At 46.1% G+C, this 26,489-nt stretch carries 28 protein-coding genes; 2 read left to right on the top strand and 26 right to left on the bottom strand.

Going from position 1 to position 26,489, the window contains the following annotated elements; genetic code table 11:
• Positions 1-31: 31 nt before the first annotated feature.
• Together ACLIIY_RS15430 and punR are read right to left on the bottom strand one after the other, a co-directional pair.
• Complete coding sequence (locus ACLIIY_RS15430) at positions 32-1,711, bottom strand: sensor domain-containing diguanylate cyclase (RefSeq protein WP_045421089.1); 1,680 nt, start codon at positions 1,709-1,711, stop codon at positions 32-34.
• An 88-nt stretch (positions 1,712-1,799) separates the two neighbouring features.
• Positions 1,800-2,705 carry a DNA-binding transcriptional activator PunR gene (punR, locus tag ACLIIY_RS15425; protein WP_009708028.1) on the bottom strand — a complete coding sequence of 302 codons (906 nt, stop codon included), beginning with the start codon at positions 2,703-2,705 and terminating at the stop codon, positions 1,800-1,802.
• 153 nt (positions 2,706-2,858) lie between these two features.
• Here punR and punC point away from each other — a divergent pair, with 153 nt between their 5' ends.
• Positions 2,859-4,064: a purine nucleoside transporter PunC gene (gene punC, locus ACLIIY_RS15420; RefSeq protein ID WP_020195192.1), complete on the top strand. Its 1,206-nt coding sequence runs from the start codon at positions 2,859-2,861 to the stop codon at positions 4,062-4,064.
• Positions 4,065-4,141: 77 nt separating this feature from the next.
• On the opposite strand, the gene ACLIIY_RS15415 is transcribed toward punC, so the two are convergent.
• Complete coding sequence (locus ACLIIY_RS15415) at positions 4,142-4,918, bottom strand: transporter substrate-binding domain-containing protein (RefSeq protein WP_434527872.1); 777 nt, start codon at positions 4,916-4,918, stop codon at positions 4,142-4,144.
• A gap of 122 nt (positions 4,919-5,040) precedes the next feature.
• Here ACLIIY_RS15415 and ACLIIY_RS15410 point away from each other — a divergent pair, with 122 nt between their 5' ends.
• Complete coding sequence (locus tag ACLIIY_RS15410) at positions 5,041-5,781, top strand: amino acid ABC transporter permease (protein WP_434527871.1); 741 nt, start codon at positions 5,041-5,043, stop codon at positions 5,779-5,781.
• 73 nt (positions 5,782-5,854) lie between these two features.
• Here ACLIIY_RS15410 and glmU read toward each other — a convergent pair whose 3' ends face one another.
• The 23 genes from glmU to ACLIIY_RS15295 form a co-directional block, all read right to left on the bottom strand.
• The gene (glmU, locus tag ACLIIY_RS15405) at positions 5,855-7,216 is read right to left on the bottom strand and encodes a bifunctional UDP-N-acetylglucosamine diphosphorylase/glucosamine-1-phosphate N-acetyltransferase GlmU (protein ID WP_017191013.1); all 1,362 of its coding nucleotides are present in this window, start codon (positions 7,214-7,216) and stop codon (positions 5,855-5,857) included.
• A 149-nt stretch (positions 7,217-7,365) separates the two neighbouring features.
• A complete protein-coding gene (locus tag ACLIIY_RS15400) occupies positions 7,366-7,788 on the bottom strand; it encodes a F0F1 ATP synthase subunit epsilon (RefSeq protein ID WP_005429758.1) in 423 nt (140 codons plus the stop codon).
• Positions 7,789-7,806: 18 nt separating this feature from the next.
• A complete protein-coding gene (atpD, locus tag ACLIIY_RS15395) occupies positions 7,807-9,210 on the bottom strand; it encodes a F0F1 ATP synthase subunit beta (protein ID WP_039840091.1) in 1,404 nt (467 codons plus the stop codon).
• 35 nt (positions 9,211-9,245) lie between these two features.
• Complete coding sequence (gene atpG / locus ACLIIY_RS15390; protein ID WP_005440806.1) at positions 9,246-10,112, bottom strand: F0F1 ATP synthase subunit gamma; 867 nt, start codon at positions 10,110-10,112, stop codon at positions 9,246-9,248.
• Positions 10,113-10,156: 44 nt separating this feature from the next.
• On the bottom strand, positions 10,157-11,698 hold the full coding sequence (atpA, locus tag ACLIIY_RS15385) for a F0F1 ATP synthase subunit alpha (protein ID WP_009708033.1): 1,542 nt from the start codon (positions 11,696-11,698) through the stop codon (positions 10,157-10,159).
• 13 nt (positions 11,699-11,711) lie between these two features.
• Positions 11,712-12,245, bottom strand: a complete 534-nt coding sequence (gene atpH / locus ACLIIY_RS15380) for a F0F1 ATP synthase subunit delta (protein WP_005440809.1) — start codon at positions 12,243-12,245, stop codon at positions 11,712-11,714.
• Positions 12,246-12,259: 14 nt separating this feature from the next.
• Complete coding sequence (gene atpF / locus ACLIIY_RS15375) at positions 12,260-12,730, bottom strand: F0F1 ATP synthase subunit B (RefSeq protein ID WP_005451032.1); 471 nt, start codon at positions 12,728-12,730, stop codon at positions 12,260-12,262.
• A gap of 56 nt (positions 12,731-12,786) precedes the next feature.
• The gene (gene atpE, locus ACLIIY_RS15370; RefSeq protein ID WP_005372317.1) at positions 12,787-13,044 is read right to left on the bottom strand and encodes a F0F1 ATP synthase subunit C; all 258 of its coding nucleotides are present in this window, start codon (positions 13,042-13,044) and stop codon (positions 12,787-12,789) included.
• Between the two features lie 55 nt (positions 13,045-13,099).
• Positions 13,100-13,912 carry a F0F1 ATP synthase subunit A gene (gene atpB / locus ACLIIY_RS15365; protein WP_009708035.1) on the bottom strand — a complete coding sequence of 271 codons (813 nt, stop codon included), beginning with the start codon at positions 13,910-13,912 and terminating at the stop codon, positions 13,100-13,102.
• A gap of 8 nt (positions 13,913-13,920) precedes the next feature.
• Positions 13,921-14,310: a F0F1 ATP synthase subunit I gene (locus tag ACLIIY_RS15360; protein WP_005440813.1), complete on the bottom strand. Its 390-nt coding sequence runs from the start codon at positions 14,308-14,310 to the stop codon at positions 13,921-13,923.
• 189 nt (positions 14,311-14,499) lie between these two features.
• A complete protein-coding gene (locus tag ACLIIY_RS15355; protein ID WP_005451035.1) occupies positions 14,500-15,381 on the bottom strand; it encodes a ParB/RepB/Spo0J family partition protein in 882 nt (293 codons plus the stop codon).
• Between the two features lie 25 nt (positions 15,382-15,406).
• Entirely contained in the window at positions 15,407-16,180 is a 774-nt protein-coding gene (locus ACLIIY_RS15350; protein ID WP_005440815.1) for a ParA family protein, read from the bottom strand.
• Between the two features lie 10 nt (positions 16,181-16,190).
• A complete protein-coding gene (rsmG, locus tag ACLIIY_RS15345; protein WP_005440819.1) occupies positions 16,191-16,826 on the bottom strand; it encodes a 16S rRNA (guanine(527)-N(7))-methyltransferase RsmG in 636 nt (211 codons plus the stop codon).
• Positions 16,826-18,721, bottom strand: coding sequence for a tRNA uridine-5-carboxymethylaminomethyl(34) synthesis enzyme MnmG (gene mnmG, locus ACLIIY_RS15340; protein ID WP_258491059.1), 1,896 nt, complete (start codon positions 18,719-18,721; stop codon positions 16,826-16,828). Before mnmG ends, rsmG begins: the two co-directional genes overlap by 1 nt.
• A gap of 469 nt (positions 18,722-19,190) precedes the next feature.
• On the bottom strand, positions 19,191-19,631 hold the full coding sequence (gene mioC, locus ACLIIY_RS15335) for an FMN-binding protein MioC (RefSeq protein WP_434527870.1): 441 nt from the start codon (positions 19,629-19,631) through the stop codon (positions 19,191-19,193).
• A gap of 103 nt (positions 19,632-19,734) precedes the next feature.
• On the bottom strand, positions 19,735-21,096 hold the full coding sequence (gene mnmE / locus ACLIIY_RS15330) for a tRNA uridine-5-carboxymethylaminomethyl(34) synthesis GTPase MnmE (RefSeq protein WP_434527869.1): 1,362 nt from the start codon (positions 21,094-21,096) through the stop codon (positions 19,735-19,737).
• Positions 21,097-21,229: 133 nt separating this feature from the next.
• The gene (yidC, locus tag ACLIIY_RS15325) at positions 21,230-22,852 is read right to left on the bottom strand and encodes a membrane protein insertase YidC (protein WP_009708036.1); all 1,623 of its coding nucleotides are present in this window, start codon (positions 22,850-22,852) and stop codon (positions 21,230-21,232) included.
• 2 nt (positions 22,853-22,854) lie between these two features.
• The gene (gene yidD, locus ACLIIY_RS15320) at positions 22,855-23,112 is read right to left on the bottom strand and encodes a membrane protein insertion efficiency factor YidD (protein ID WP_078608021.1); all 258 of its coding nucleotides are present in this window, start codon (positions 23,110-23,112) and stop codon (positions 22,855-22,857) included.
• The gene (gene rnpA / locus ACLIIY_RS15315) at positions 23,079-23,402 is read right to left on the bottom strand and encodes a ribonuclease P protein component (protein ID WP_009699098.1); all 324 of its coding nucleotides are present in this window, start codon (positions 23,400-23,402) and stop codon (positions 23,079-23,081) included. The genes yidD and rnpA overlap by 34 nt, the downstream gene beginning before the upstream one ends.
• Before the next feature lie 46 nt (positions 23,403-23,448).
• Positions 23,449-23,583, bottom strand: coding sequence for a 50S ribosomal protein L34 (gene rpmH / locus ACLIIY_RS15310; protein WP_005378825.1), 135 nt, complete (start codon positions 23,581-23,583; stop codon positions 23,449-23,451).
• Positions 23,584-23,825: 242 nt separating this feature from the next.
• Entirely contained in the window at positions 23,826-24,563 is a 738-nt protein-coding gene (locus ACLIIY_RS15305) for an amino acid ABC transporter ATP-binding protein (protein WP_434527868.1), read from the bottom strand.
• On the bottom strand, positions 24,560-25,231 hold the full coding sequence (locus ACLIIY_RS15300) for an amino acid ABC transporter permease (protein WP_005440833.1): 672 nt from the start codon (positions 25,229-25,231) through the stop codon (positions 24,560-24,562). Before ACLIIY_RS15300 ends, ACLIIY_RS15305 begins: the two co-directional genes overlap by 4 nt.
• Positions 25,232-25,336: 105 nt before the next feature.
• Positions 25,337-26,083, bottom strand: a complete 747-nt coding sequence (locus ACLIIY_RS15295) for an amino acid ABC transporter substrate-binding protein (protein WP_434527867.1) — start codon at positions 26,081-26,083, stop codon at positions 25,337-25,339.
• Positions 26,084-26,489: the final 406 nt, after the last annotated feature.

Raw genomic sequence — 26,489 nt, 5'->3', positions numbered from 1 at the left:
AAATCCCTCGTTTGACGAGGGATTTTTTTTATCAACTTTGAATCAACGCAATCTCTGCGGTTTCCGGCTCTGGCGCCTTGAACTCACTGTATTGCTGATAGTTGACGACACGGTCTCGGCCTTGGTCTTTCGCAAGGTACAGCGCCTTATCCGCCATCTTCACCAGTCCCTCAATATCCGAAGCCGGTTCTGGATACGTTGCAACACCAATCGACACACTTAACTGCCCTAACGACAAACCTTTGTGCTCAAGATGCAACGCTCTAATCTGGTCAACAATGTTTTGCGCATAATCGGTCGCAGACGCCATATCGCAATGCGGTAGAATCACGGCTAGCTCTTCCCCACCGAGACGACACGCCGTTTCATCTTCTGACACAGTACGCTTCAGCAATGCACTGATCTCTTTCAGCACGTAATCACCGGCATCATGGCCGAAATTGTCGTTAAATCGCTTGAAATGGTCGAGATCGAGCATCAATAGAGACATATCTTCTGTACTGGTTGCCGAGTTGTTCACGTGTTCAGTCAGCTTCTGCTCGAAGAAGCGACGATTGTACAAACCTGTCAACGGATCGCTCAGTGCTTGCGAGCGCAGTTTTTCTTGCAGACTCAAGTTAGCCAATGCCAAACCAAGGTGCTCCGCTACACTATAAGCAAGCTGCATGGTCATCTCATCAACTTTGATATCACCTTGGCCAAAGTACAAATGCATAATGCCAATAGTGTTACCATGTGCTGTCAGAGGAATACACAACGTCTGGTTATTCTCAACCGATGCCATGTGCTCACACGTTAGGTTATGGAAAGATTCAATCGACAAGTGACTGCGACCTTTGCGCAATGACCAGCATTCATCCGGAGCGAAAGAACGACTGCCCGGCCAACTCTCTCCCCAATCAAGTTGAGTAACCAACTGGTTGCGCGAAGAGCGCATCAGGGAAATACTGCCATTCACTTTACCGAGGATACGCGGCACTATGTCTTCCACCACCATTTGCGCTTCGACTAGGTTATTACAAGCTGCCAGCATATTCGCTAGGCGATGCATCAGCTCAATTTCTAGAGTGCGTTGACGAATACGCTCGTCCTGCTTTTTCTGCTCTTCAGAGACTTTATGGATAATTTGGCGGTGACTGAAGATCGAGGTCGCAATAAGAAAACCAATACTCAACACAACCATCACACCTAAGATTGCCATTAACTCCGAAGTCATGGTTTTAAGGTGATGCATCGGTACGGACAACACGACCACAAATTCCTGAGCATCAAATTCAATCTTGCGTGAAACGTAGAATAGGTCGACCGACAGCACTTCACTAAAGCGCACATCGTAGCCAGATCCGTTTTCCCAAGCCTGAATAAACTCAGGGCGATCACTGTGACTCTCCAAGCCAATCAGAGCACGATCAGAAAGTGCGGTATCGCCTACCACCGTCCCTTGCTGATCTATCACTTGAATACGAGCGTCCGCATCCGCTTGCGTGAGATCGCCAATGTAGTCGTCGATATCCGACTCACTAGCAAAGTGAGGGTTGTCTTCCTTAATTTCATAAATAACGTCAGTGAGCAATGACTCGGTAGTGCGCTGAACTGAATCATGCACAGAACGCTCAAGCGTCATATAAAAACCGTAAAGCCCCACCAACATAAACACAGACAATGCAATGATCGGTAAGATTTGCCATTTTCGATCCACTAGCTTTGACATAATCCTTCATCCTAAATTTACCGAACTTTGTTTTGATTGTTAATAAATTGACCATGTTGTCAACAGGTGTTTAAAGCAATTTCCATTTTTATGAATGTTGTAGCCAATCTCGATGTAGTTGACTTGACGAACCAAGATAATCCACCATCCATTGAATCAACTTGTGATTATCGTCTTTACGCCATACCAAGCAGCATTGGCTCAATGGCTTATCATCCTGCAGAACTTTTTCCACCAGCACGCCTTCATGAATAAGAGGCATCGCAATATGGCGTGGCATGTAACCCACTCCGACTCCGTTTTTTAGACATTCAATTGCGCTGTACCAGTTAGGCAGCAATAAGCGTCTCTGTTTGGGGTAGTGCCCTGTGTGACGTTTTGGCAACACGTTAGAGGTATCATCGAGGCAGATCGCCGGAAATTGACTGACAAACTCTTCTGTTAGGGTTTGTTGGCGAACACAAGGATGTGCAGGAGACATTACAAATGCCCAGTCCAACATCCCCATATCTTTGACTTCAAAATCACCGCCTACCGGGATGGCTGACGTGGCTCCAACAACAATATCAGCACGCCCTTGAGCAATCGCTTCCCAAGAGCCGTTAAACACTTCCATATTGATTTGTAGCTCTGCAAATTCAAATTCTCGATAGAAATCCTCAACCAGAGGCTTGAGCTTATCGAGCTTAACCACGTTATCCAGTGTGAGCTTGAGTGTTGATTGCCAACCATGTGCCGCGCGGCGAGTTTGCGCTTTTACTTCCGCCATTTGCCTGAGCAATAAACGCGCCTCTTCGATAAACAACTCACCTGCCGGCGTCAATTCAACCTTTCTCGGTAATCGACGAAACAAAACCACATCTAACTCTTGCTCGACTTGGCGCACACCATAGCTGATTGCAGAAGGCACTTTATGCAGCACCTCTGCTGCCGCAGTAAAACTACCCAAACGAGCAACGGTATCGAGCATTTCCAGTGAAGACTTGGAGAACATGATGTCGACCTTTCAAAAAATTTGATTGATAACCAACAATTTTAGCGTTTTATTTTCTCAAAATCGAAAAATAGAATGGCGAGGTAAATAAATCAGGGTTGGCGCCAACTGATACTGAACAAAAAATGATTAAATAATTTGATTGGTTGAATCATGAAAATATCAAAACTACAGCTTGTTTATCTAGCAGCCCTATCTATGCTCGGCTTTATCGCCACCGATATGTACTTACCTGCCTTCAAAGCGATGGAAATCGACTTTGCTACAGGTCCAGAACAAATCGCACTTTCTCTGACCGTCTTTCTTGTTGGTATGGCTTTTGGTCAGTTGATGTGGGGTCTGGCTTCAGACAAATTTGGTCATCGTAATACCCTAGCCGCAGGTTTAGCGCTGTTTACTGTTGCTTCATTCGGTCTCGCATTCAGTGAGCAAGTATGGCAATTATTAGCACTGCGCTTTGTACAGGCTATCGGTGTATGTGCACCAGCCGTTATTTGGCAAGCGATGGTAATCAAACGCCACTCTAGCCAAAGCCAACAAATCTTTGCCACTATCATGCCGCTTGTAGCACTGTCTCCAGCACTAGCCCCTCAGCTAGGTGTGTTGTTGGCAAACAACTTCGGTTGGCACAGTATTTTTGTTGCATTGACGCTGATGGGCGTACTGCTTGTCGTTGCGACAATGGCGCAAAAAGATGAAAAAGTAGAAGTGAAACAAACCAGTATGTCTTCAGACATAAAATCACTACTAGGTTCTAAAACTTACCTAGGTAATGTGTTTATGTTTGCTACTGCGTCTGCGGCTTTCTTTGCTTACCTAACTGGTATGCCAGAGATCATGTCTCAACTCGGCTATGAAGCAAAAGACATCGGTTTGAGCTTTATCCCACAAACTATTGCTTTCATGGTTGGTGGCTACTTAGGTAAGGTTGGCGTTCGTAAATATGGTGATGAAAAGATTCTGCGTCAGTTGATTGGCCTATTTAGTGTTGCTGCACTGCTTATCTTCGCAGCGTCACAATGGCAATTGACCTCGATCTGGCCAATCCTAGCACCATTCTGTTTGATTGCAGTTGCTAACGGTGCTCTTTACCCAATCGTAGTAAACCGCGCATTAGCAAGTGCTCAGCAAAGTCCAGCGACGGCTGCAGGCCTACAAAACAGTCTACAGATTACCGTGAGCAGCCTATCAAGCGCACTGGTTGCAGCAATGGCGAGCCAAGCGCAAATGGTGACAGGTGTTGCGATTGTGATTTGTATGGGTGGTCTGTGGATGGGTTACATTCTATCTAACCGTGAACTGTCTCAGCACTTCACAACACCTGACAATGCTCGAGTGGTAAGTGAAGACGAGCTTTAAGCTCAGTCTAAAAAACAATAAACAAAGAGCCGCACTATGCGGCTCTTTGTTTTTTTAGGATAGCGATGAATAAGAGCTTACATACTCTTCAAACCCCATTTTTCAGCGGTTTGCTTAAAGAAGCCTTGAGTCTTCTTAAGCTCAACCCAGTGGTTGATGTAGTTAATCCATACTTGATCATCTTGCGGCAAAAGCATCGCAATTGGAGTTGGTTTACGCGGCTCTTTAACTGGAACAATCGCCAACTGTTTAAACTTCTCCACCAGCGTAGCCGCTTCTACGTTTGATGTAACCGATACGTCGGCACGGCGAGCTAGCAATTCTTGGAAGTCACGGGCTGGCGCTTCAATCACAATATGCTGCGCAGATGGAAAGAAATCTTTGACCAACTTCTCTTGAACCGTTCCCAGCGTTGCCGCTACTTTCACATCTGGCTTATCGAAATCAGCCCAATCAGAGAATTTTGCTAGGTCTTTCTTTTGCACCACAGGTACAAACGCTAGATAGAAATACGGTTGGCTATAACCTGCTACTTTTGCACGTGACATGTTCAATGATGCGCTACCAGTAATATCGTATTTGTTGGCCGTAATACCGTTGACCAGTGTTTTCCAATCGGTCGCAACGAATTCCACCTTAACGCCCAGATCTTTAGCAAGCTCAGTGGTGACATCGATATCAAAACCACGATAACTATTGGTCGCAGGATCTTTCATCGTCATCGGGTTCCAATCCCCTGTCGTCCCGACACGCAACACACCTTTATCCAAGATCTCTTGTAGACGACTTTCTGCGTGAGCGACTTGAGTCATCGCAAGCAGACACATTCCTAGCGCAAACAACGTTTTTTTCATTTTCTATTCCCTTAAAAGAATGACGGTAGGAGATATTCCCTTTAATTATTAACCATTAGTACAGCTTCATTGATAACATAGCAGCAACAAAGGAAGTTTTTTAGTCAGTTCAGGGAGTAAATGTGAACTATCGACATCTATGCCTCGTTTCATTGCTTTTTCTCACCGGTTGCTCCGACTACCAATGGGGCTGGTATGTTCTTGATCCATCGACTGAGCAAGGGCTAACAAACATCAAGTTTCTGATCGCCGGTTTTAATGACACGATCCAAGTATCACTGCTAAGTATGCTCTTTGCGATGACGATTGGTTTGATCATTACCCTACCAGCCCTTTCAGACTCTCCAGTGCTCAAGTGGATCAACCGTGTTTATGTGGAAGTGATCCGCTCCATTCCTGTCTTGGTATTGCTGCTTTGGGTATATTACGGAATGCCAACGCTACTCGATGTGTCCCTAAACCACTTTTGGGCAGGTGTGATTGCGCTAACCATTGCAGAGAGTGCCTTTATGGCGGAAGTCTTTAGAGGGGGAATCCAAGCCATCAGTCGTGGACAACACGAAGCAGCGGAGTCACTCGGGTTGAACTACTGGCAAAAAATGCGCTTAGTTATTCTTCCCCAAGCATTTCGCCAAATCTTGCCGCCGCTGGGGAATCAATTCGTTTATATCCTTAAGATGAGTTCGTTGGTCAGCGTGATAGGTTTAAGTGACTTAACGAGACGAGCGAATGAGTTAGTCGTGAATGAGTACTTACCATTAGAGATCTATACATTTCTCGTCTTAGAGTATTTGGTGTTGATTCTTTTGGTCTCTCAAGCGGTGCGCTGGCTAGAGAAGCGCATAGCGATCCCAAGTCACTAAACTCTCTCTTTCACAGCACTAGATACAACAAAGCCGCTCATCTGAGCGGCTTTGGTTTATTTCGGTTAAAGGCTTACTTTTGTTTTACCGGGCGTTGCCAACCGGTAATTTTGCGCTCTTTCGCGCGAGTAATCACAAGCTCACCTTCTGCAACGTCTTTGGTTAATGTCGTACCAGCACCAATCGTTGCACCATCAGCAATCGTCACTGGCGCAACAAGCTGGCTATCTGAGCCAACGAAGACGTCGTTACCAATGATGGTCTTAAACTTGTTCGCACCATCGTAGTTACAAGTGATGGTACCTGCACCGATGTTAGTACGTTGACCGATCTCAGCATCACCTAGGTAAGTCAGATGGTTCGCTTTAGAGCCTTCGCCGATACGTGCGTTTTTCACTTCTACGAAGTTACCTACGTGAGAATCGTTACGCATTTCTGCGCCAGGGCGTAGGCGTGTGAATGGACCAACTGTACATTCTTCACCAACTGTTGCACCTTCAATCACACTGTAAGGACGAACCACCGTGTTATCATCGATTTCACAGTCTTTCAGTACGCAACCAGCACCGATTACGACGTTATCACCCAGTGATACTTTACCTTCGATGATCACGTTTGCATCGATTTCACAATCCATACCGCATTGCAGTTCACCGCGTAGGTCGAAACGTGCTGGATCACGCAGCATTACGCCTTGCTCTAATAGCTTCTGTGCTTGCATTGATTGGAATGCACGCTCAAGACGAGCCAGTTGAGCACGGTCGTTAACGCCTTCTACTTCAATCGCGTTTACTGGGTGCACAGCCTCAACCGCGCGACCTTCATCGTGTGCTGCCGCGATAACGTCTGTTAAGTAGTATTCGCCTTGTGCGTTTTCATTATTTAGACCAGCAAGCCAGCGTTTCAGGTCACCACCTGTCGCCACCAGCACACCGGTATTACATTCTTTGATGAGCTTCTGCTCTTCTGTTGCGTCTTTTTGCTCGACGATCGCCACTACTGGACCATTTTTGCGAATGATACGACCGTAACCCATTGGGTTGTCTAGCATCACTGTTAGTAGTGCAATACCGCCTGTTGGTTGTGCATCTAATAGGTTTTCAATCGTTTCAGCTGAAATCAGTGGAACATCACCGTAAAGCACCAGTACTTTTTCATCGTCTTCAAACTTCGGAGACGCTTGATCAACCGCGTGACCTGTACCTAGTTGCTCCGCTTGCAGTACCCAATTAACCGGCTCTTCTGCTAGCGTTTGCTGCATTTGATCACCACCGTGACCATATACTAGGTGGATGTTTTGTGCACCAAGACCTGTACATGTATCGATAACATGTTTTGCCATTGGCTTCCCTGCCAAAGTGTGTAGCACTTTAGGCATGTTTGAATACATACGGGTACCTTTACCCGCAGCAAGGATCACAGCACTGAATTTCATTAATAACCTATTGACGTTCTATTTTAATTGGGCGTTATTTTAAACACCTTGGAAGGATTAGTTAATGGTGAGATGTAAATTTCCAACTAAAATTAATCAAAAAGGCGACCAATTGGCCGCCTTTTTTCATGCAACGTTGCTAATTGAGCTTAGCGACGCTTTTTGGTCAGCTCGATAACTCGTAGCTGAGCAATGGCTTTAGCCAGTTCACTGGCCGCTTGTGCGAAGTCCATGTCACCATGCTGATTCTGGATTTGCTCCTCAGCGCGGCGCTTGGCTTCTTCTGCCTTCGCTGCGTCTAGATCTTCACCACGAATCGCAGTATCAGCCAGTACTGTAGCAGTACCAGGCTGAACTTCGACCATACCACCAGAGACATAAATGAACTCTTCGTGGCCGTGCTGTTTCACAATACGCACCATACCAGGCTTAATAGCGGACAGCAGCGGAGTGTGACCGTGGAAAATACCCAGTTCACCTTCGCTACCGGTCACCTGAAACGTTTCTACACGACCAGAGAAAATACGTTTCTCAGCGCTTACTACGTCTAGGTGAAAGGTTATTGGTGCCATATCGCCTCCTAGTTAGCCTTATAGCTTCTTCGCATTCTCGATAGCATCGTCAATCGTACCGCAGTACATGAACGCTTGCTCTGGAATGTCATCGTATTCACCAGCTAGTAGACCTTTGAAGCCACGTAGTGTCTCTTTAAGAGGTACGTAAACGCCTGGGTCACCTGTAAATACTTCCGCTACGTGGTAAGGCTGAGTTAGGAAACGCTCAATCTTACGTGCACGAGATACAACTTGCTTATCTTCTTCAGATAGCTCGTCCATACCTAGAATCGCGATGATATCTTTCAGCTCTTTGTAGCGCTGAAGTGTCTGCTGAACGCCACGAGCTGTGTCGTAGTGCTCTTGACCAACTACTAGTGGGTCTAGCTGACGAGAAGTCGAATCTAGTGGGTCGATCGCTGGGTATAGACCCATAGCTGCGATGTTACGGTTAAGTACAACCGTTGCATCCAAGTGCGCGAACGTTGTTGCTGGAGACGGGTCAGTCAAGTCATCCGCAGGTACGTATACCGCCTGTACAGACGTGATAGAACCTTGCTTAGTTGACGTGATACGCTCCTGTAGTACACCCATCTCTTCTGCAAGAGTTGGCTGGTAACCTACCGCAGAAGGCATACGACCTAGAAGTGCTGATACCTCAGTACCTGCAAGCGTGTAACGGTAGATGTTATCAACGAACAGAAGTACGTCACGACCTTCGTCACGGAAACGTTCTGCCATTGTTAGGCCAGTCAGTGCAACACGTAGACGGTTACCTGGTGGCTCGTTCATCTGACCGTAAACCATCGCTACTTTAGATTCTTCAGGCTTCTCAACGTTTACAACGCCCGCTTCCTGCATCTCGAAGTAGAAATCGTTACCTTCACGAGTACGTTCACCAACACCAGCAAATACTGATAGACCTGAGTGTTGAAGTGCGATGTTGTTGATAAGTTCCATCATGTTAACGGTCTTACCTACACCTGCACCACCGAATAGACCGATTTTACCACCCTTAGCGAATGGACAAACCAAGTCGATTACTTTAACACCAGTTTCTAGAAGTGCTGTTTCGTTTGATTGCTCTTCGTAGCTTGGTGCTTCACGGTGAATAGAGTAAACCTCTTCTGCACCGATCTCACCACGCTCATCAATCGCGTCACCTAGGACGTTCATGATACGACCTAGAGTTTTAGTACCTACTGGTACTGAAATTGGAGCGCCAGTGTTAACCACTTCAACGCCACGACGTAAACCATCAGAGCTACCCATTACGATACAACGAACTACGCCACCGCCTAGCTGTTGTTGAACCTCAAGAACTAGACGCTCTTTAGATTCTGTAACGTTTAGAGCGTCATATACACTTGGTACTTCGCTCTGTGGGAACTCTACGTCGACTACCGCACCGATGATCTGTACGATCTTACCTGTAGCCATCGTTAATCCTCTAAACTATTTCGTTTTACCTAAGCTTAAACCGCAGATGCACCACCAACGATTTCCGATAGTTCTTGTGTGATCGCAGCCTGACGGGCTTTGTTGTACACAAGTTCTAAATCTTCAATCAAGTTGGTTGCGTTATCCGTTGCAGCCTTCATCGCAATCATTCGAGCCGCTTGCTCACAAGCAAGGTTCTCAACCACACCTTGGTATACCTGAGACTCTACGTAACGCACTAGAAGTGTGTCTAATAGAGGTTTTGGCTCAGGCTCATAGATGTAGTCCCATGAGTGCTCACGCTGCATCTCTTCGCTGTCCGATTTAGGCAAAGGTAGCAATTGATCGATCGTTGGTTGCTGAATCATAGTGTTCACAAACTTGTTGAACACCACATATAGACGATCCAGTTCACCTTCATCGTATTTCTTAAGCATTACGCCAACAGAACCGATTAGGTCTTCTAGGCTTGGGCTATCACCCAGACCAGAAACCTGTGCCGCAACTTTTGCGCCACCATGTTTGAAGAAAGCTGTTGCTTTTGAACCAATTACAGCCAGTTCAACTTCAGCACCTTTCTCTTTCCATGATTGCATGTCTGTAACGGCTTTTTTGAACACGTTAATGTTCAAACCACCACACAGACCACGGTCTGTCGAAACGATGATGTAACCAACACGTTTAGCTTCACGCTCTTCTAGGTACGGATGACGGTACTCTAGATTTGCATTAGCCACATGACCGATCACTTTACGCATTGTTTCAGCGTATGGACGAGAAGCTTCCATTGCGTCTTGAGAACGACGCATTTTTGAAGCTGCTACCATTTCCATCGCTTTCGTAATTTTCTGAGTGCTTTTAACACTACCGATTTTATTACGTATCTCTTTTGCGCCGGCCATCGTTACTCTCCGTTAGTTGGTGGCAGAAGCTGCCACCGACCTAATTACCAAGTTTGGGTTGCTACGAAGTCGTCAGTCAGTTTCTTCAACTGAGCTTCAACTTCATCGTTGTATGCACCCGTCTTGTCGATCTCAGCTGCGAATTCAGCGTATTGACCGCGAGCGTACGATAGTAGAGACGCTTCGAAATCTAGCAGTTTGCTTAGTTCAACATCTGCTAAATAGCCGCGCTCTGCCGCGAAGATTACTAGTGCTTGGTCAAATACAGACATTGGAGCGTACTGCTTCTGCTTCATTAGTTCTGTAACTTTTTGACCATGGTCTAGCTGTTTCTTCGTCGCTTCATCAAGGTCAGACGAGAACTGTGCGAATGCCGCTAGTTCACGGTACTGAGCTAGTGCAGTACGGATACCGCCAGATAGCTTCTTGATGATTTTCGTCTGAGCTGAACCACCTACACGAGATACTGAGATACCTGGGTCAACCGCTGGACGTACGCCCGCGTTGAATAGCTCAGTTTGTAGGAAGATCTGACCATCGGTAATCGAGATTACGTTAGTCGGTACGAATGCTGAAACGTCACCTGCTTGAGTTTCGATGATAGGAAGAGCAGTTAGAGAACCAGTCTTACCTTTCACTTCACCGTTAGTGAAACGCTCTACGTACTCTTCGTTTACACGAGCTGCACGCTCTAGTAGACGCGAGTGTAGGTAGAATACGTCACCTGGGAATGCCTCACGGCCTGGTGGACGTTTTAGTAGTAGAGAGATCTGACGGTAAGCTACCGCTTGCTTAGATAGATCATCGTAAACAATCAGTGCGTCTTCACCGCGATCGCGGAAGTATTCACCCATCGCACAACCTGCGTATGGCGCTAGGTATTGTAGCGCTGCAGATTCAGAAGCCGATGCAACAACAACGATAGTGTTAGCTAGCGCGCCGTGCTCTTCTAGTTTGCGAACTACGTTAGCGATAGTCGATGCTTTCTGACCGATTGCTACGTAGATTGAGAAAATACCAGAGTCTTTCTGGTTGATAATCGCGTCGATCGCCATTGCTGTTTTACCAGTCTGACGGTCACCGATTACAAGCTCACGCTGACCACGACCGATTGGGATCATTGAGTCAACTGATTTGTAGCCAGTTTGTACAGGTTGGTCTACCGATTTACGGTCGATTACACCTGGTGCGATTACTTCTACAGGCGAAGTCAATTTAGCTTCGATTGGACCTTTACCATCGATAGGCTCACCTAGTGTGTTCACTACGCGACCTAGAAGTTCTGGACCAACTGGCACTTCAAGAATGCGGCCAGTACCTGTAACTTTCATGCCTTCCTTAAGGTCAGCATATGGGCCCATTACTACCGCACCAACCGAGTCACGCTCAAGGTTAAGTGCTAGTGCATAACGGCCACCCGGTAATTCAATCATTTCACCTTGCATCACGTCCGCTAGGCCGTGGATGCGGATGATACCATCGCTTACCGATACGATAGTACCCTCGTTGCGAGCTTCACTAACAACGTCGAAAGATTCGATACGCTGTTTGATTAGATCGCTAATTTCCGTGGAATTAAGTTGCATGCTCCAATCCCCATTAAGACTGCAATGCATCGCTCAGGCGGTTCAAACGACCTCGCGCTGAGTCATCGATGACTAGGTCTCCGGCTCGAATAATAACCCCACCAAGTAGGGTCTCATCTACGCTGCAATTCAGCTTCACTTTGCGTTCAAGACGCACTTCAAGTTTGCTGCCAATGTTTGCTAGCTGTTCATCAGAAAGTTCGCTTGCTGAAATGACTTCAACATCGATTTCTTTCTCATGTTCTTTCTTCAATAAGAAGAATTGCTCACAAACATCTGGAAGGGCCGTTAGACGACCATTCTCAGCCATAACCTTAATCAGGTTTTGACCGTGTGCATCAACTTGTTCACCACAAACTGCAACAAAAATCTCCGCCAACTTGTCAGCAGAGACAGAACCCGTTAGAAGTTCATTCATTTGTTCGTTTTTGGCAACTTCAGTAGCGAAAGACAACATTTGGCCCCATTGGTCCAATTGGTCTTTGTCTACAGCAAAGTCAAAAGCTGCTTTAGCATAGGGGCGTGCGATTGTAGTCATATCAGACATATGCGCCCCCAGACTTAAAGTTTTGCAGTAATGTTGTCGAGAATATCTTTCTGAGCGTCTTTATCGATAGTACGCTCAAGGATTTTCTCGGCACCAGCTACAGCCAGAGTAGCAACTTGTTTGCGCAGCTCATCGCGTGCACGATTACGTTCAGCTTCAAGTTCTGCTTCCGCTTGCGCTAGGATTTTCTGGCGTTCTGCCTGAGCTTCCTCGCGAGCTTCATCAATAATTTGAGACTTACGCTTGTTCGCTTGGTCGATGATCTCAGTTGCTGTGCGCTTCGCTTCTTTCATCTGATCAGAAGCGTTGGCTTGTGCTAGATCCAAGTCTTTTGCAGCACGTTCTGCTGCTTGAAGACCGTCAGCAATTTTCTTCTGACGTTCTTCGATCGCTTGCATCAACGGTGGCCATACATACTTCATGCAGAACCACACAAATAGTGCGAACGAGATTGCTTGACCTAGCAGAGTTGCGTTTATATTCACAACAGCTACTCCCTTTTAAGAATCAACTACAAAAATACAATTAACAGAGTTGTTAATTAGCCTGCTAGTTGACCCACAAATGGGTTTGCGAAAGTGAATAGTAGCGCGATTACGATACCGATCATTGGAACCGCATCAAGTAGACCTGCGATGATGAACATCTTAACTTGTAGCATAGGAGCCATTTCTGGTTGACGTGCTGCACCTTCTAGGAATTTACCACCTAGTAGTGCGAAACCAATCGCTGTACCAAGAGAAGCAAGACCGACGATAATACCTACGGCGATTGCAGAAAAGCTCAGTAAAGTTTCCATTACTATCTCCAATTTATAGTTGTTGGCTTAGTGCCCAAATAAAAAGCTTAAAAAATTAATGATCAGCGTCTTCGTGTGCCATTGACAGGTAAACAATTGTCAACATCATGAATACGAAGGCTTGAATCGTAATAACCAAGATATGGAAGATTGCCCACGGTAGTGAACCCATCCATTGTAAGTACCATGGTAGCATTGCCGCACAAAGAATGAATACAACCTCACCCGCGAACATGTTACCGAATAGACGCATACCAAGAGAAAGAGGTTTCGCTAGTAGCGATACCACTTCGATCAGTAGGTTAAACGGAATCATTAGTGGGTGATTGAATGGATGTAGTGCAAGTTCTTTTGCGAATCCACCTAGACCTTTCACTTTGATGCTGTAGTAAATCATCAATGCGAAAACGCCTAGAGCCATAGCCATGGTGATATTCACATCAGCAGACGGTACAACCTTAAGATAAGGGATACCTAGCCAATGCTCTGCTGGGTAAGGTAAGAAGTCGATCGGGACTAAGTCCATCACGTTCATCAAAAATACCCAACAAAAGATAGTCAGTGCTAAAGGCGCGATCAGTGGGTTGCGTCCATGGAACGTGTCTTTGACGTTTTCCGCGACAAATTCAACGATCATTTCTACAGCACACTGAAGCTTACCCGGTACACCCGCTGTTGTTCTCTTCGCTACTTTGTAAAAAATTCCGAGGAAGATTAAACCAGTAAACCAAGAAAAAAACAGGCTATCGATATGTACGTTCCAGAAACTTGCTTCATCCGCTACCAAGCCTAACTTAGCTAAAGAAAGGTTTGATAAGTGGTGGGCAATGTAACCGGACGATGTTAGCGCTTCACCTGGCGCAGCCATAACTCATCCTATTTTTTGTTGTTAATGAATAGCACTGGTGCACAGATATTAATACCTAGTACCAGCAAATAGGTTAGTTTGAGGGGAACAAGTTCCACCTGCATATACATGTAGGCTACGTAGAACAACACAACCGTGATGAGGATTTTCAGAACTTCGCCTGTATAGAAAGACGCCGCGATACGCTTGGCAGCGCGAGCCCCACTAAACATAAAAGCACATAGCGCAAAGACAGCATTGGCAACAACAAAGATGCCTCCACCTACCAGCGCTGAAATTCCCCATTCAGGATTCACGGCTATCGCCATTCCTGCAGCCACAAAAATAACCGCGCCAGACTGGATCATTAACAATTGCTTTGCGAGCTCTCGTCCTGGTCTAGCTAACGCAGCTACCATGTATTCGTACCTCTAGTAATATCCACTTTGCACTAAACTCTCTGTGCAGGGAAATTGGCGAAAATTATACGGTGCGAACAATTGAATGCAATTATATTGCATCAAAAACTTACAGTTTTGTTTACAATCCGACAACTTTCACACAAAATTCGATTATTTTAATTAATTGACCTAAATCAATTATCTCATTTAGGCCTCTAGCTTGGCAATCAGTTGATCCAATTTGTGAGGCTCATCAAGACTTATCGTCACTTTCGCTTTGCCGTTTGCAGAACGGACCAAAGAAACCTTAGCATCAAGCAGTTGACTCAATTTATGCGACATTTGCTCCGCTTCGGTATCTTCTTGTTGAGCTTTTTGCTCATTTTGTGGGGCTAAGCACTTTTTTACTAACTGTTCGGTTTGGCGAACGGTCATTTGCTTCTTAGCCACTTGTTGAGCCACTTCAACCTGCTGCTCGCCTTCCAAGGCTAACAGAGCTCGAGCATGACCCATTTCTAATTTTTTGTCTGCAACCAGACCTTTTACATCAATTTCTAACTGATTTAGACGTAATAGGTTACTTACTGTGGTTCTTGATTTACCAATCACATCGGCTACTTGCTGATGCGTTAGCGTGAATTCATCCTGTAGACGCTCAAGCGCTTGAGCTTCTTCAATCACATTCAAATCTTCACGTTGAATGTTCTCGATAAGAGCCATCGCAATAGCGGCACGGTCTTCGACCTTTTTCACCAAACAAGGTACTCGTTTTAGACCGGCTTGCTTTGCTGCGCGCCAACGGCGTTCACCAGCGATGATTTCAAACTGACCACTTGCAACTTGGCGAACCACGATCGGCTGAATGATGCCTTGCGATTGAATTGAAGCTGCGAGTTCTTCTAGCGCTTCTGGCGCCATATCTTTACGCGGTTGGTAAACACCTGGCTGCAATTGACCAATCGCCAAATCAGTCAGTTCACCGTCTGCCGATAATGCTTGGCTTTGCGATGCAATGTGCTGTTTTTCACGAGCCAACGAACTGGTCGACAACAACGCATCCAGTCCTTTTCCTAGACCACGCTTAGACATAGGAGGAATTCCTTAGGTTAGAGAGTTAAACTGGGATTTCTTCGCGGCGGAGCATTTCGCCCGCTAGAGCAAGATACGCTTTGGCGCCCGCAGAGTACTTGTCATAGTACATTGCAGGTTTACCGTGGCTCGGCGCTTCGGCCAAACGCACATTACGTGGGATCACAGTACGGTAAACTTTACTACCAAAGTGTTTTTTAAGTTGATCGGATACTTCATTAGACAGGCGGTTACGTGGATCGTACATGGTACGCAGTAAACCTTCGATTTTGAGGTTTTCATTGACCACGGCCGCTAACTTGCTGATTGTATCCATAAGAGCAGTTAAACCTTCTAACGCAAAGTATTCACATTGCATCGGCACCAGCACAGAGTCGGCTGCGGCCATAGCATTGATTGTAAGAAGGTTTAGAGAAGGAGGACAATCAATAAAGATGAAATCATAGTTATCGCGAACTGACGCAAGGGCGTTTTTCAGACGCACCTCGCGCGCGAATACTTCCATCAGTTTGATTTCTGCAGCAGTGACGTCGCCGTTCGCTGCAATCAGATCGTATTTCCCTGTGGTTTCAGTACAAACCACTTGATCAAACGGGGTATCTTCAACCAGAAGATCATACGCCGTCGCGTCAACCATGTACTTGTCGACGCCACTGGCCATCGTAGCATTGCCTTGAGGGTCGAGATCGATCACCAAAACCTTGCGCTTTGTTGCCGCCATCGAAGCTGCTAAGTTAATGCACGTTGTTGTTTTGCCGACCCCACCTTTCTGGTTGGCGATTGCTACAATTTTACCCACGATTACCTCGCTAATTTTCCTTGCGCGATAAGATTACTAGATGACGATCACCTTCCAACTCAGGAACAGCTAAAGATATGATCTCCGTCACACTACACCATTCAGGAAGCAGATCTATTTCATCTTTAGGGTGAAGACCTTTCAAAGCCAAGAACACCCCAGAATCTTGTTTAGGCAGATGATGACACCATTCCACCATGTCCGTCATTGAAGCAAAAGCTCGACTCAAAACGCCATCAAATTTTTCTTCTGGCTGGAATTCTTCGACGCGACTTTGAATTGCCGTCACATTTTTCAGCCCTAGCGTGTGCACAACTTGCTTGATAAAGCGGATGCGTTTGCCAAGGCTATCGAGCAAGAAGAAGGTCTTCTCTGGATTCATGATCGCCAATGGAATTCCTGGCAAACCTGGTCCTGTGCCAACATCGATAAAACGCTCACCTGGTAAGTGAGTGCTAACGACGATGCTATCAAGGATATGTTTCACTAGCATCTCAAGTGGGTCACGAACCGACGTTAGGTTGTATGCTTTGTTCCACTTGTCGAGCAGTTCGACGTAACCGACTAACTGCTCGCGTTGTTTTTCAGACACTTCCAAATCAGTTTGGGCGATCAGAGCATCCAATCTTGTGCGTAAAGCGCTCATTACTCTTCCTCACCTTTTTTCAGCAAGCCGTGCTTCTTCAGGTGAACAAGCAGAATCGAAATCGCAGCCGGCGTAATACCAGAAATACGTGATGCAATACCGATGCTTTCTGGTTTCGCTTCTGTCAGCTTAGCGACTACTTCGTTGGATAGACCTTTCACGTCTTTGTAATCCAAATCCGCAGGGAGCTTAGTGTGCTCATGGCGCAGTGATTTTTCGATCTCTTCTTGCTGACGCTTGATGTAACCATCGTACTTGACTTGAATTTCAACTTGCTCTGATGCTTGTTGATCTTCTAGAGCAGGAGCAAAAGCATCCAGTTGCGTCAATTGTGAGTATGAGATCTCTGGACGACGAAGAAGATCTTCACCGCTTGCTTCACGTGCCATTGGTGTTTTCAATAGCTTGTTCAGCTCATCGATACCCGCAGAGTTCGGGTTCATCCACGTCGATTTCAGACGTTGACGCTCGGTTTCCATGTTATCGATTTTTTCGTTGAAACGTGCCCAACGAGCATCATCAATCAAACCTAGTTCACGCGCTTTTTCCGTTAAACGTAGATCGGCGTTATCTTCACGCAGCAACAGACGGTATTCAGCACGAGATGTGAACATACGGTACGGTTCTTTGGTCCCCATGGTCGACAAGTCGTCAATCAGCACACCCATGTAAGCTTGGTCACGGCGTGGGCTCCAGCCTTCTTTGCCTTGACTGTGCAAACTTGCGTTCAAGCCTGCCATCAAACCTTGTGCTGCCGCTTCTTCGTAGCCAGTTGTACCGTTGATTTGACCCGCGAAGAACAGACCGCTGATGAACTTGGTCTCGTAAGTTTGCTTCAAATCACGTGGGTCGAAGAAATCGTACTCAATCGCGTAACCTGGGCGAACGATGTGTGCGTTTTCAAAACCTTTCATTGAACGAACGATTTGTACTTGCACGTCAAACGGCAAGCTGGTGGAAATACCATTCGGGTATAACTCGTGCGTGGTTAGGCCTTCTGGCTCAATGAAGATTTGGTGACTGTTTTTATCCGCAAAACGCATCACTTTGTCTTCGATAGACGGGCAGTAGCGCGGACCAATACCTTCGATCACGCCTGCATACATTGGGCTGCGATCAAGGTTATTGCGGATCACATCATGAGTTTGCTCATTGGTGTGAGTAATAAAACATGGGATTTGACGCGGCTGATGCTCACGTTTACCCATGAATGAGAATACTGGTGTTGGGTTGTCACCGTGCTGTGCTTCTAACACAGAGAAATCGACACTGCGAGCATCGATACGTGGTGGTGTACCCGTTTTCAGACGATCCACACGGAATGGAAGTTCACGTAATCGATCCGCCAATGCGATCGATGGTGGATCCCCAGCGCGACCACCTGAAGAGCTTTCCATACCAATGTGGATCTTACCGCCAAGGAATGTACCTACGGTTAAAACCACAGCTTTTGCATGGAATTTCAGACCCATTTGAGTCACAACGCCAACCACACGATCTTGGTCAACAATCAGATCATCAACCGATTGTTGGAACAGAGTTAGGTTTGGAGCGTTTTCTAGCGCGTTGCGTACGTACGCCTTGTACAATGCACGGTCAGCCTGCGCGCGAGTTGCACGAACTGCTGGACCTTTAGAGGCATTTAGCGTTCGGAATTGAATACCCGCATGGTCAATGGCTTCTGCCATCAGACCGCCCATAGCATCCACTTCTTTTACTAAGTGACCTTTACCGATACCACCAATCGCCGGATTACATGACATCTGGCCTAATGTATCGATGTTATGGGTAAGAAGGAGTGTTTTTTGTCCTGTGCGTGCAGATGCGAGCGCGGCTTCCGTTCCTGCGTGTCCGCCACCGACAACAATGACGTCAAAGTTTTCGTGATAAAGCATGAACTGACCTCAGGTATTCAAAGGATTTAATGGACAGATAAAAAAGAGCGGTATTTTACCTTTTTTCTCTGTGAGAGAGAATCGTTTTCTCGCTTTTCAAATTTTAGTCCCTAAGACTATATATATAAGATCTATATATATGATCTTTTATTGGATCTATTATTAGGATCGACCGTTTCTGTGGATAACTAGAAAATGATCAACAAGATCATGGATCTTCTTTGGATCACATCTTGTGATCATGACTTGATCAGATCGAGGATTTCCTGAGATCAAAATGCGGGGTTATGCACAGGGGGTAAAACGGATCAAAGTTGTTATTGGGATAACTAAAGGAAAGTCACCGGATCTTACCTTACTTATCCACAGCGAGTTTGGGTGTTTTTTGAGCGGTTGAACAAAAAGTTTTGTGGGAAGTTATTCACAAAGAGGAGAAACAGAGCCGCGATGCGACTCTGTAAGAGAGGTATTAAGCGGTAAAGCGTGCCAGATTCTCCTTCAACCACACCTCTGCGGCGTCTTCAGGTACATCATGGCTGAGTACATCAATCTTCAAGCAGTCTGTGATAGGCGTTGCACCAATGTCTTCTAACAGGTCATAAGCATGCTGACCTGCAGCGCAGAATGTATCGTAGCTTGAATCTCCAATCGCAATCACCGCGAACTTCACATCGGCCATCTTAGGCGGTGTGTTTTGTAATGCAGCAATAAAAGGTTGGATATTATCTGGGTATTCACCTGCGCCGTGAGTTGAAGTGATCACTAGCCAAGTGCCTTGGTTCCCGATCGATGACAACTCTGGTTGGTTGTGGATCGTCGTTTCTAAACCGTTTTCATTGAGCAGATCACTCAGGTGATCACCTACGTATTCTGCGCCACCTAACGTACTACCTGTAATAATGTGGATCATGTGTCTTCCTTTATTGAGCCATACTCACGCCTTGGGTAACCACTGTGCGTCAGTACAAAAAGAAACGCGGCGTTAAACTTATGCTTAACACCGCGCGTTTTGATTATTTACCGATACAGAATGAGGAGAAGATTCTGCCGAGGAGGTCATCAGAGTTGAACTCGCCAGTAATCTCATTCAAGTGCTGCTGAGTAATACGCAGCTCTTCTGCCAAGATTTCCCCCGCCATATAGCCTTCAAGCTGTTCTTGGCCGATTTGAAGATGCTGAGCAGCACGTTCTAGCGCATCTAGGTGACGACGACGAGCCATAAAGCCGCCTTCGGTATTGCCTGAGAAGCCCATGCACTCTTTTAAGTGAGTACGTAAAGCATCCACACCTGCGCCGGTTTTTGCAGAAAGGCGAATCAGTGTCGGATCGTTTACATGGCAGATCCCCATATCTTCGCCCGTTTGATCCGCTTTGTTGCGGATCACCGTCATGCCAATACTGTTTGGCAAGCGATCAACGAAGTCTGGCCAAATGTCTTTTGGATCCGTTGCGTCAGTTGTGGTGCCATCAACCATAAACAGAACACGGTCTGCTTGGGCGATTTCATCCCATGCACGCTCGATACCGATTTTCTCTACTTCATCAGAAGCATCACGCAGACCAGCGGTATCGATGATGTGTAAAGGCATACCGTCGATATGGATGTGTTCACGCAATACGTCACGCGTAGTACCGGCGATATCTGTAACGATAGCGGATTCTTTGCCAGATAGAGCGTTCAATAGGCTTGATTTACCAGCATTAGGTCGGCCTGCAATCACGACTTTCATGCCTTCACGCATGATCGCGCCTTGGTTGGCTTCTTTACGTACTGCATCGAGGTTATCGATGATTGTTTGTAGGTCACCAGACACTTTACCATCGGCCAAAAAGTCGATTTCTTCTTCTGGAAAGTCAATGGCCGCTTCCACATAGATACGCAAGTGGATCAGAGATTCCACCAGCGTTTGGATGCGTTGTGAGAACTGGCCTTGCAATGATTGCAGTGCTGATTTTGCTGCTTCTTCTGAGCTGGCATCAATCAGGTCGGCAATCGCTTCTGCTTGAGTTAGGTCCATCTTGTCGTTTAAGAAGGCGCGTTCTGAGAACTCACCAGGTCGAGCGGCACGTACGCCGTCGATACCCAAGATACGCTTAATCAGCATATCCATTACCACAGGGCCACCGTGGCCTTGCAGTTCAAGTACGTCTTCGCCTGTAAACGAATGTGGGTTAGGGAAGTACAGGGCAATGCCTTGGTCTAGCACGGTGCCATCTTCCGCTTGAAATGGCAGATACTCTGCGTAGCGAGGCTTTAGCGTCTTACCTGTGACTTCTAGCGCCACTTGATTGGCCTTAGGGCCAGAAACACGAATAATGCCGACACCACCACGACCGGGTGCGGTAGCCTGAGCGACAATCGTATCTGTAGTCATAATCTTGCCTTTTGAGCTGGGCTATAGGGTTTACACCCCTAGGGAGCCAGAACCAATTAATTAGCTGAATTGTAATCAGCCAAAAACAAAAAGGCGACCTTTTGGCCGCCTTTCTTATGCTTTTCTATCAAGGTTACTTAGTGTGTAAGCCTTTTTTCTCCAGCGCTTTGTAAATCAACGTTTGCTGGATAAGCGTAACGATGTTCGACACCAACCAGTATAGAACTAGGCCTGATGGGAAGAACAAGAAGAAGAAGGTAAACATAACCGGCATAAAGGTCATGATCTTCTGCTGCATTGGATCCGTTACTGTTGTTGGGCTCATCTTCTGGATTAGGAACATTGACGCACCCATCAGTAGAGGCAGGATGTAGTAAGGGTCCTGCGCTGAAAGGTCATGAATCCAACCGAAGAATGGAGAGTGACGTAGCTCAACCGATTCCATTAGTGCCCAGTAAAGCGCGATGAAGATAGGCATCTGTAGGATAAGAGGTAGACAGCCACCCAGTGGGTTCACTTTCTCTTTCTTGTACAGTTCCATCATTTCTTGGCTCATGCGCTGACGGTCATCACCGATGCGCTCACGCATAGCTTGCAGCTTAGGCTGTAGCATACGCATTTTCGCCATAGACGTGTATTGCGCTTTCGTTAGTGGGTACATTGCACCACGAACGATGAAGGTCAAACAGATGATTGCCACACCCCAGTTACCCACGAAGCTTTGGATGAAAGCAAGCAATGAGTGAAGTGGTTTAGCGATGAACCATAGCCAGCCGTAGTCCACTACTAGGTCTAGGTTTGGTGCTACTGCAGCCATTTCTTTTTGTAGCTTAGGACCAACCCATAGTGTTGCTTCAAACTTCGCTTGGTCACCCGTTGCGATAGTTTTGTTTGGCATACGTACGCCGATGTCACCTAGGTTACCAATCACGCGAGTGTACAGGTTAGTACCTGGTTCGTTGCGTGGGATCCAAGCTGCAGCGAAGTAGTGTTGGATCATTGCTGCCCAACCTTGGCCATCTGCTAGGTTGATAGACAGGTTACGATCCTGCATATCTTCAAAGCTGTATTTCTTGTAACGAACGTCTTCTGTTGAGTAAGCACCGCCACGGTAAGTCGGCATTGTGATGCTACCACCAGCGTCCATTAGGTTTTGACGCAAGTGAGCGTACATACCAAATGTTGCGTTGTTACCAGAGTTGTTCACAACATCGTATTCCACGTTCAGCGCGTAGCTGCCACGTTTGAATACGTAAGTTTTGATGTATTCGATACCGTTTGCAGTGAATGTCATTGGAACGCGTAGTTCGTCTTGACCGTCAGCTAGAGTAAAGCTGTCTGCGCTCACGTTGTAGTGAGGACGGTTAGTGCTGCTAAGGTCGATACCTTGAGGACCCACTAGACCGCTTTGTGCGATGAACTGGTGGCCTTTAGTGTCTTTTAGCAGAACGAATGGGTCTGATGAATCAAGTTCAGCAGCGTATTTGTTCAGGTCGGCATGTACCACATCGCCACCAACGGTGTCGATCGACAGAGTTAAAACATCAGTCGTTACTGTGATAGTTTTTGCAGAAGCTTGCTGTTGGCCAGGAACTGGATCCAAGTCATCAGCAAAAGATGGTGCAGGTAGAGTACTGCTTGATTGAGCCTGTTCAACCGCTTGAGGTGCTGGATTCTTTGCTACTTGCCATTGTTGAAACAGCAAGAAAGAAACCAGTGCCAGAGCGATAAGCAGGATATTACGTTGAGAATCCATCGTTAGTTATCTCTGTCTTGTTTTTGGACTGGTGGAACGGGGTCATACCCCCCTTCATTCAAAGGGTGGCATTTTAATAGACGTTTGCCTGATAACCAACATCCTTTTACAAAACCGTGAGCTCTCAAAGCTTCTAGCGCGTAAGTGGAACAAGTTGGAGTGAACCGGCAACGAGGACCAATCAGAGGGCTGATAAACCAGCGATATAGATTAATGAGCCCAATGGCTATCCACGTGAAGGGCGAGACAGGCGATGCCATAGCTTATCAAACAACTTAAATAATTCCTCATTGCTTAAATCTTGCGCGCTTTTCTTCGCAATCACAACAAAATCTTTATTTGGAAGTTGATGTTGATTGTTACGAAAGCTTTCACGAGCCAAACGCTTAAAGCGGTTACGACCAACAGCAGTTTTGATTTGCTTTTTCGGAACAGCTAAACCTAATCGAGGATGAGAAAGTTTGTTATTGCGTGCAATGATGGTGAAATGAGGCGAGCCAGCTCGATGAGCTTGCTGGAAGACGTTTTGATAATGCTCGGGAGTTAACAAGCGTAACTCCCGATTAAACGCGTACGTGTTCAAAATAAACTAGCGATTATTTTGATAGGCGCGCACGGCCTTTTGCACGACGTGCGTTGATAACTTTACGACCGTTCTTAGTTGCCATGCGAGCACGGAAGCCGTGAGTACGCTTGCGCTTTAGAACTGTAGGTTGAAAAGTGCGTTTCATGATAATTACCTTTACTGATCAGTAGTTTTAGGTTCTTGTTAAACCCGGCGTGGGCATTTTGCTTTCTTTATATAAAGAAGCTCTTTATTAAAGAAGAACAACCGACGCCTCTCAACAAAGAGGCGGAATTGTAATCACACTCACATAATGTGTCAATGACTCATGAGTACGAAATTCCGGCCGGGCGATTATACGTAGTGTGAGTAAAATCTCAAGGATCGATTGATCTTGATGCTTGATCTTTACTCTATTCCAACTTGATTAAGGAATTTTTTCAAACGAGGATCTTGTGGATTATCGAAGATATCTTGTGGAGAACCTTGTTCAACGATGTTGCCTTCAGCCATAAAGATCACTCTATCCGCCACTTCTTTGGCAAACAGCATCTCGTGCGTGACCACTAACATGGTTTGATGTTGATTGGCTAACTTCTTCATTAATGAGAGAACTTCTCCAACCCATTCCGGGTCCAACGCTGAAGTTGGCTCATCAAAAAGCAGCAATTCCGGTTGCAGCGCCATCGCACGGCCGATACCCACACGTTGTTGTTGGCCACCAGACAGAGCCGCTGGATAACTTTCCCCTTTATCGCCAAGGCCGATGTCATCCAGAATTTCTTGAGCACGCTTGAGAGCGTCTTCTTTTTTCCAACCGCGTACTGTGATCAAGCCTTCTGCGATGTTCTGACGCGCGTTCATATGAGCAAATAGGGCATAGTTTTGAAAAACAAACCCAGTTCGGCGGCGTAGAGCCAATACTTCGGCTTTAGTATGCTTTTGTGTATCGACGGAGATGTCATCGATGGTAATGCGACCTTCATCCGCTTGTTCTAAGAAGTTAACTGTGCGCAATAGGGTCGATTTACCCGTGCCACTTGAGCCAATAATAACGATGATCTCACCTTGTTTGATATCGAGATCAATACCTTTGAGGACTTCTGTTTCGCCAAAGCGTTTGTGGATATTTTCTAATTTGATCATCGTACGTACGCCTTATTCAATTTCGCCTCTGCCCAAATTTGTACTCGAGTCAGAATCACTACCACACCCCAGTAAATAAGAGCGACGGCAAGGAAAGCTTCGAAGAAGCGGAAGCTAGAAGAGGCTTCCATTTGCGCTTTAGCCATGATTTCAGCCACACCCAGTGTGAAGGCGAGGGAAGTGGACTTAATCATATCGATGAAATAGTTCATAAGAGAAGGCAGTGCGACGCGCGTTGCTTGTGGCAAAATCACCCGACGCATTGCTTGAGGTGTCGTCATCCCCACTGACAAGCTCGCTTCCATCTGACTGCGATCGATACCAATGATGGCGGCACGAATACTCTCTGCCATATAAGCGGCAAAGTGGAGCGTTAAGCCAATCACTGCCGCGGAAAAGGCATCAATGCCCACCATGAATGGGAAGATTTGCGGTAAGCCGTAGTAGAGCAAAAACAGTTGTACCAAAAGCGGAGTACCGCGGAAGAAGCTGATGTAAAGTTGGCTCAATTGGTCGAGAACTGGCAGCTTAAATACGCGAATGTTCGCTAAAATAACGGCTAGAATCAGTGAAAAGACCAATCCCCATGTGGCCATTTCCATGGTTGTGCCAAGATACTTGAGCAGTATCGGCAGCAGTTCCAACATGTAATTAAAATCAAATCCCATACGGCTTACCTTGAGAAAAGAAAAGGTGGAATACGAAGTTCCACCTTGTCATTGAGTTAAAAAAGGACGCGAGATAAAGCTCTGCGTCCTAAAAGAAGAGAAGTTTTACTTAGTGATGTCGGCACCAAACCATTTCACAGAAATCTTCTCTACTGTTCCGTCGGCACGCATCTCTTCAAGTGCTTTATTCACTTCTGCCTGTAGCTTACGACCTTTTTCGTTATCAACGAATGGCCAAGCGTTTTGAATCGTTTCAAATGGTTCACCCGCAAGTTGTAGCGGTAGACCGGTTTTCTTAATCAGTTCTAATGCAGACAGACGATCCATAACGAACGCATCAGCACGGCCTAGCGCTACATCGTGCTCAATACCAGTATCGTAAGTCTTGATGTTGATCTTGCCGTCTTTGTCGTAGCTGCGAAGCAACTGCTCAAAGTTAGAGCCTAGGTTAACCGCAACGGTTTTGCCTGCTAGATCTTCCACACCTTGAATACTGTCGTTGCCTTTACGTACCGTGATTTGTGCACCATCTACCACGTATGGGGCTGCAAATAGGTATTTCGCTTTACGTGCGTCTGTCATGGTGATCTGGTTTGAGATGGTATCAATACGGCCTGTCTCTAGAAGGCCAAACAAACCAGAAAAGTTCGCTGTTACGTATTCGATCTTGTAATCGTTACGTTTACCGATCTCATCCCACATATCCACTTCAAAGCCTTGCAGCTTATCTTGCTTCACAAAGGTGAATGGGAAGTAACGGCCAGACATGCCTACTTTTACTTCAGTAGCGGCTTGAACGGTCGCGGCAGACAAAGCGATGGCTGCAACGGCAACCTTAATCCAGTTTTTCATAATACATCTCCATACTTTTATGGTTGGAAATACTACTGTCAGTTAGCTCAATTAAAGAAATAACCAAGTGCAATAACCTAGACCTCAGAGTAATAAGATCTTATTTGGTATAGATAGTAGCCAAGATATAGGGATAAATGATGAAAAAACGATCGGAAAGAGCAGAAATGACGATCGAAAAAAATCGATGAACCAAAATTAATTCACAGAGTTATCACCAATTGCTCGATCTAGCTGATTTTGCCCAAATGTGGATCAATGTGTGGGCAAATTTGGGGCAAGATGTGTTGATCTCGCTTAGTTGGGCGAAATAATTGTGAATAACTTAGATCTTATTCACTGGATCGTCGATCAATTGCTGGCGATCTTGGTTATCAACAGGTAAAATTGCCAGTCTTTTCCGATA

It is taken from the genome of Vibrio sp. K4, from assembly GCF_051122595.1.
Classification (GTDB): Bacteria; Pseudomonadota; Gammaproteobacteria; order Enterobacterales; family Vibrionaceae; genus Vibrio; species Vibrio owensii.
This window is presented reverse-complemented; position numbering and strand designations above follow the sequence as displayed.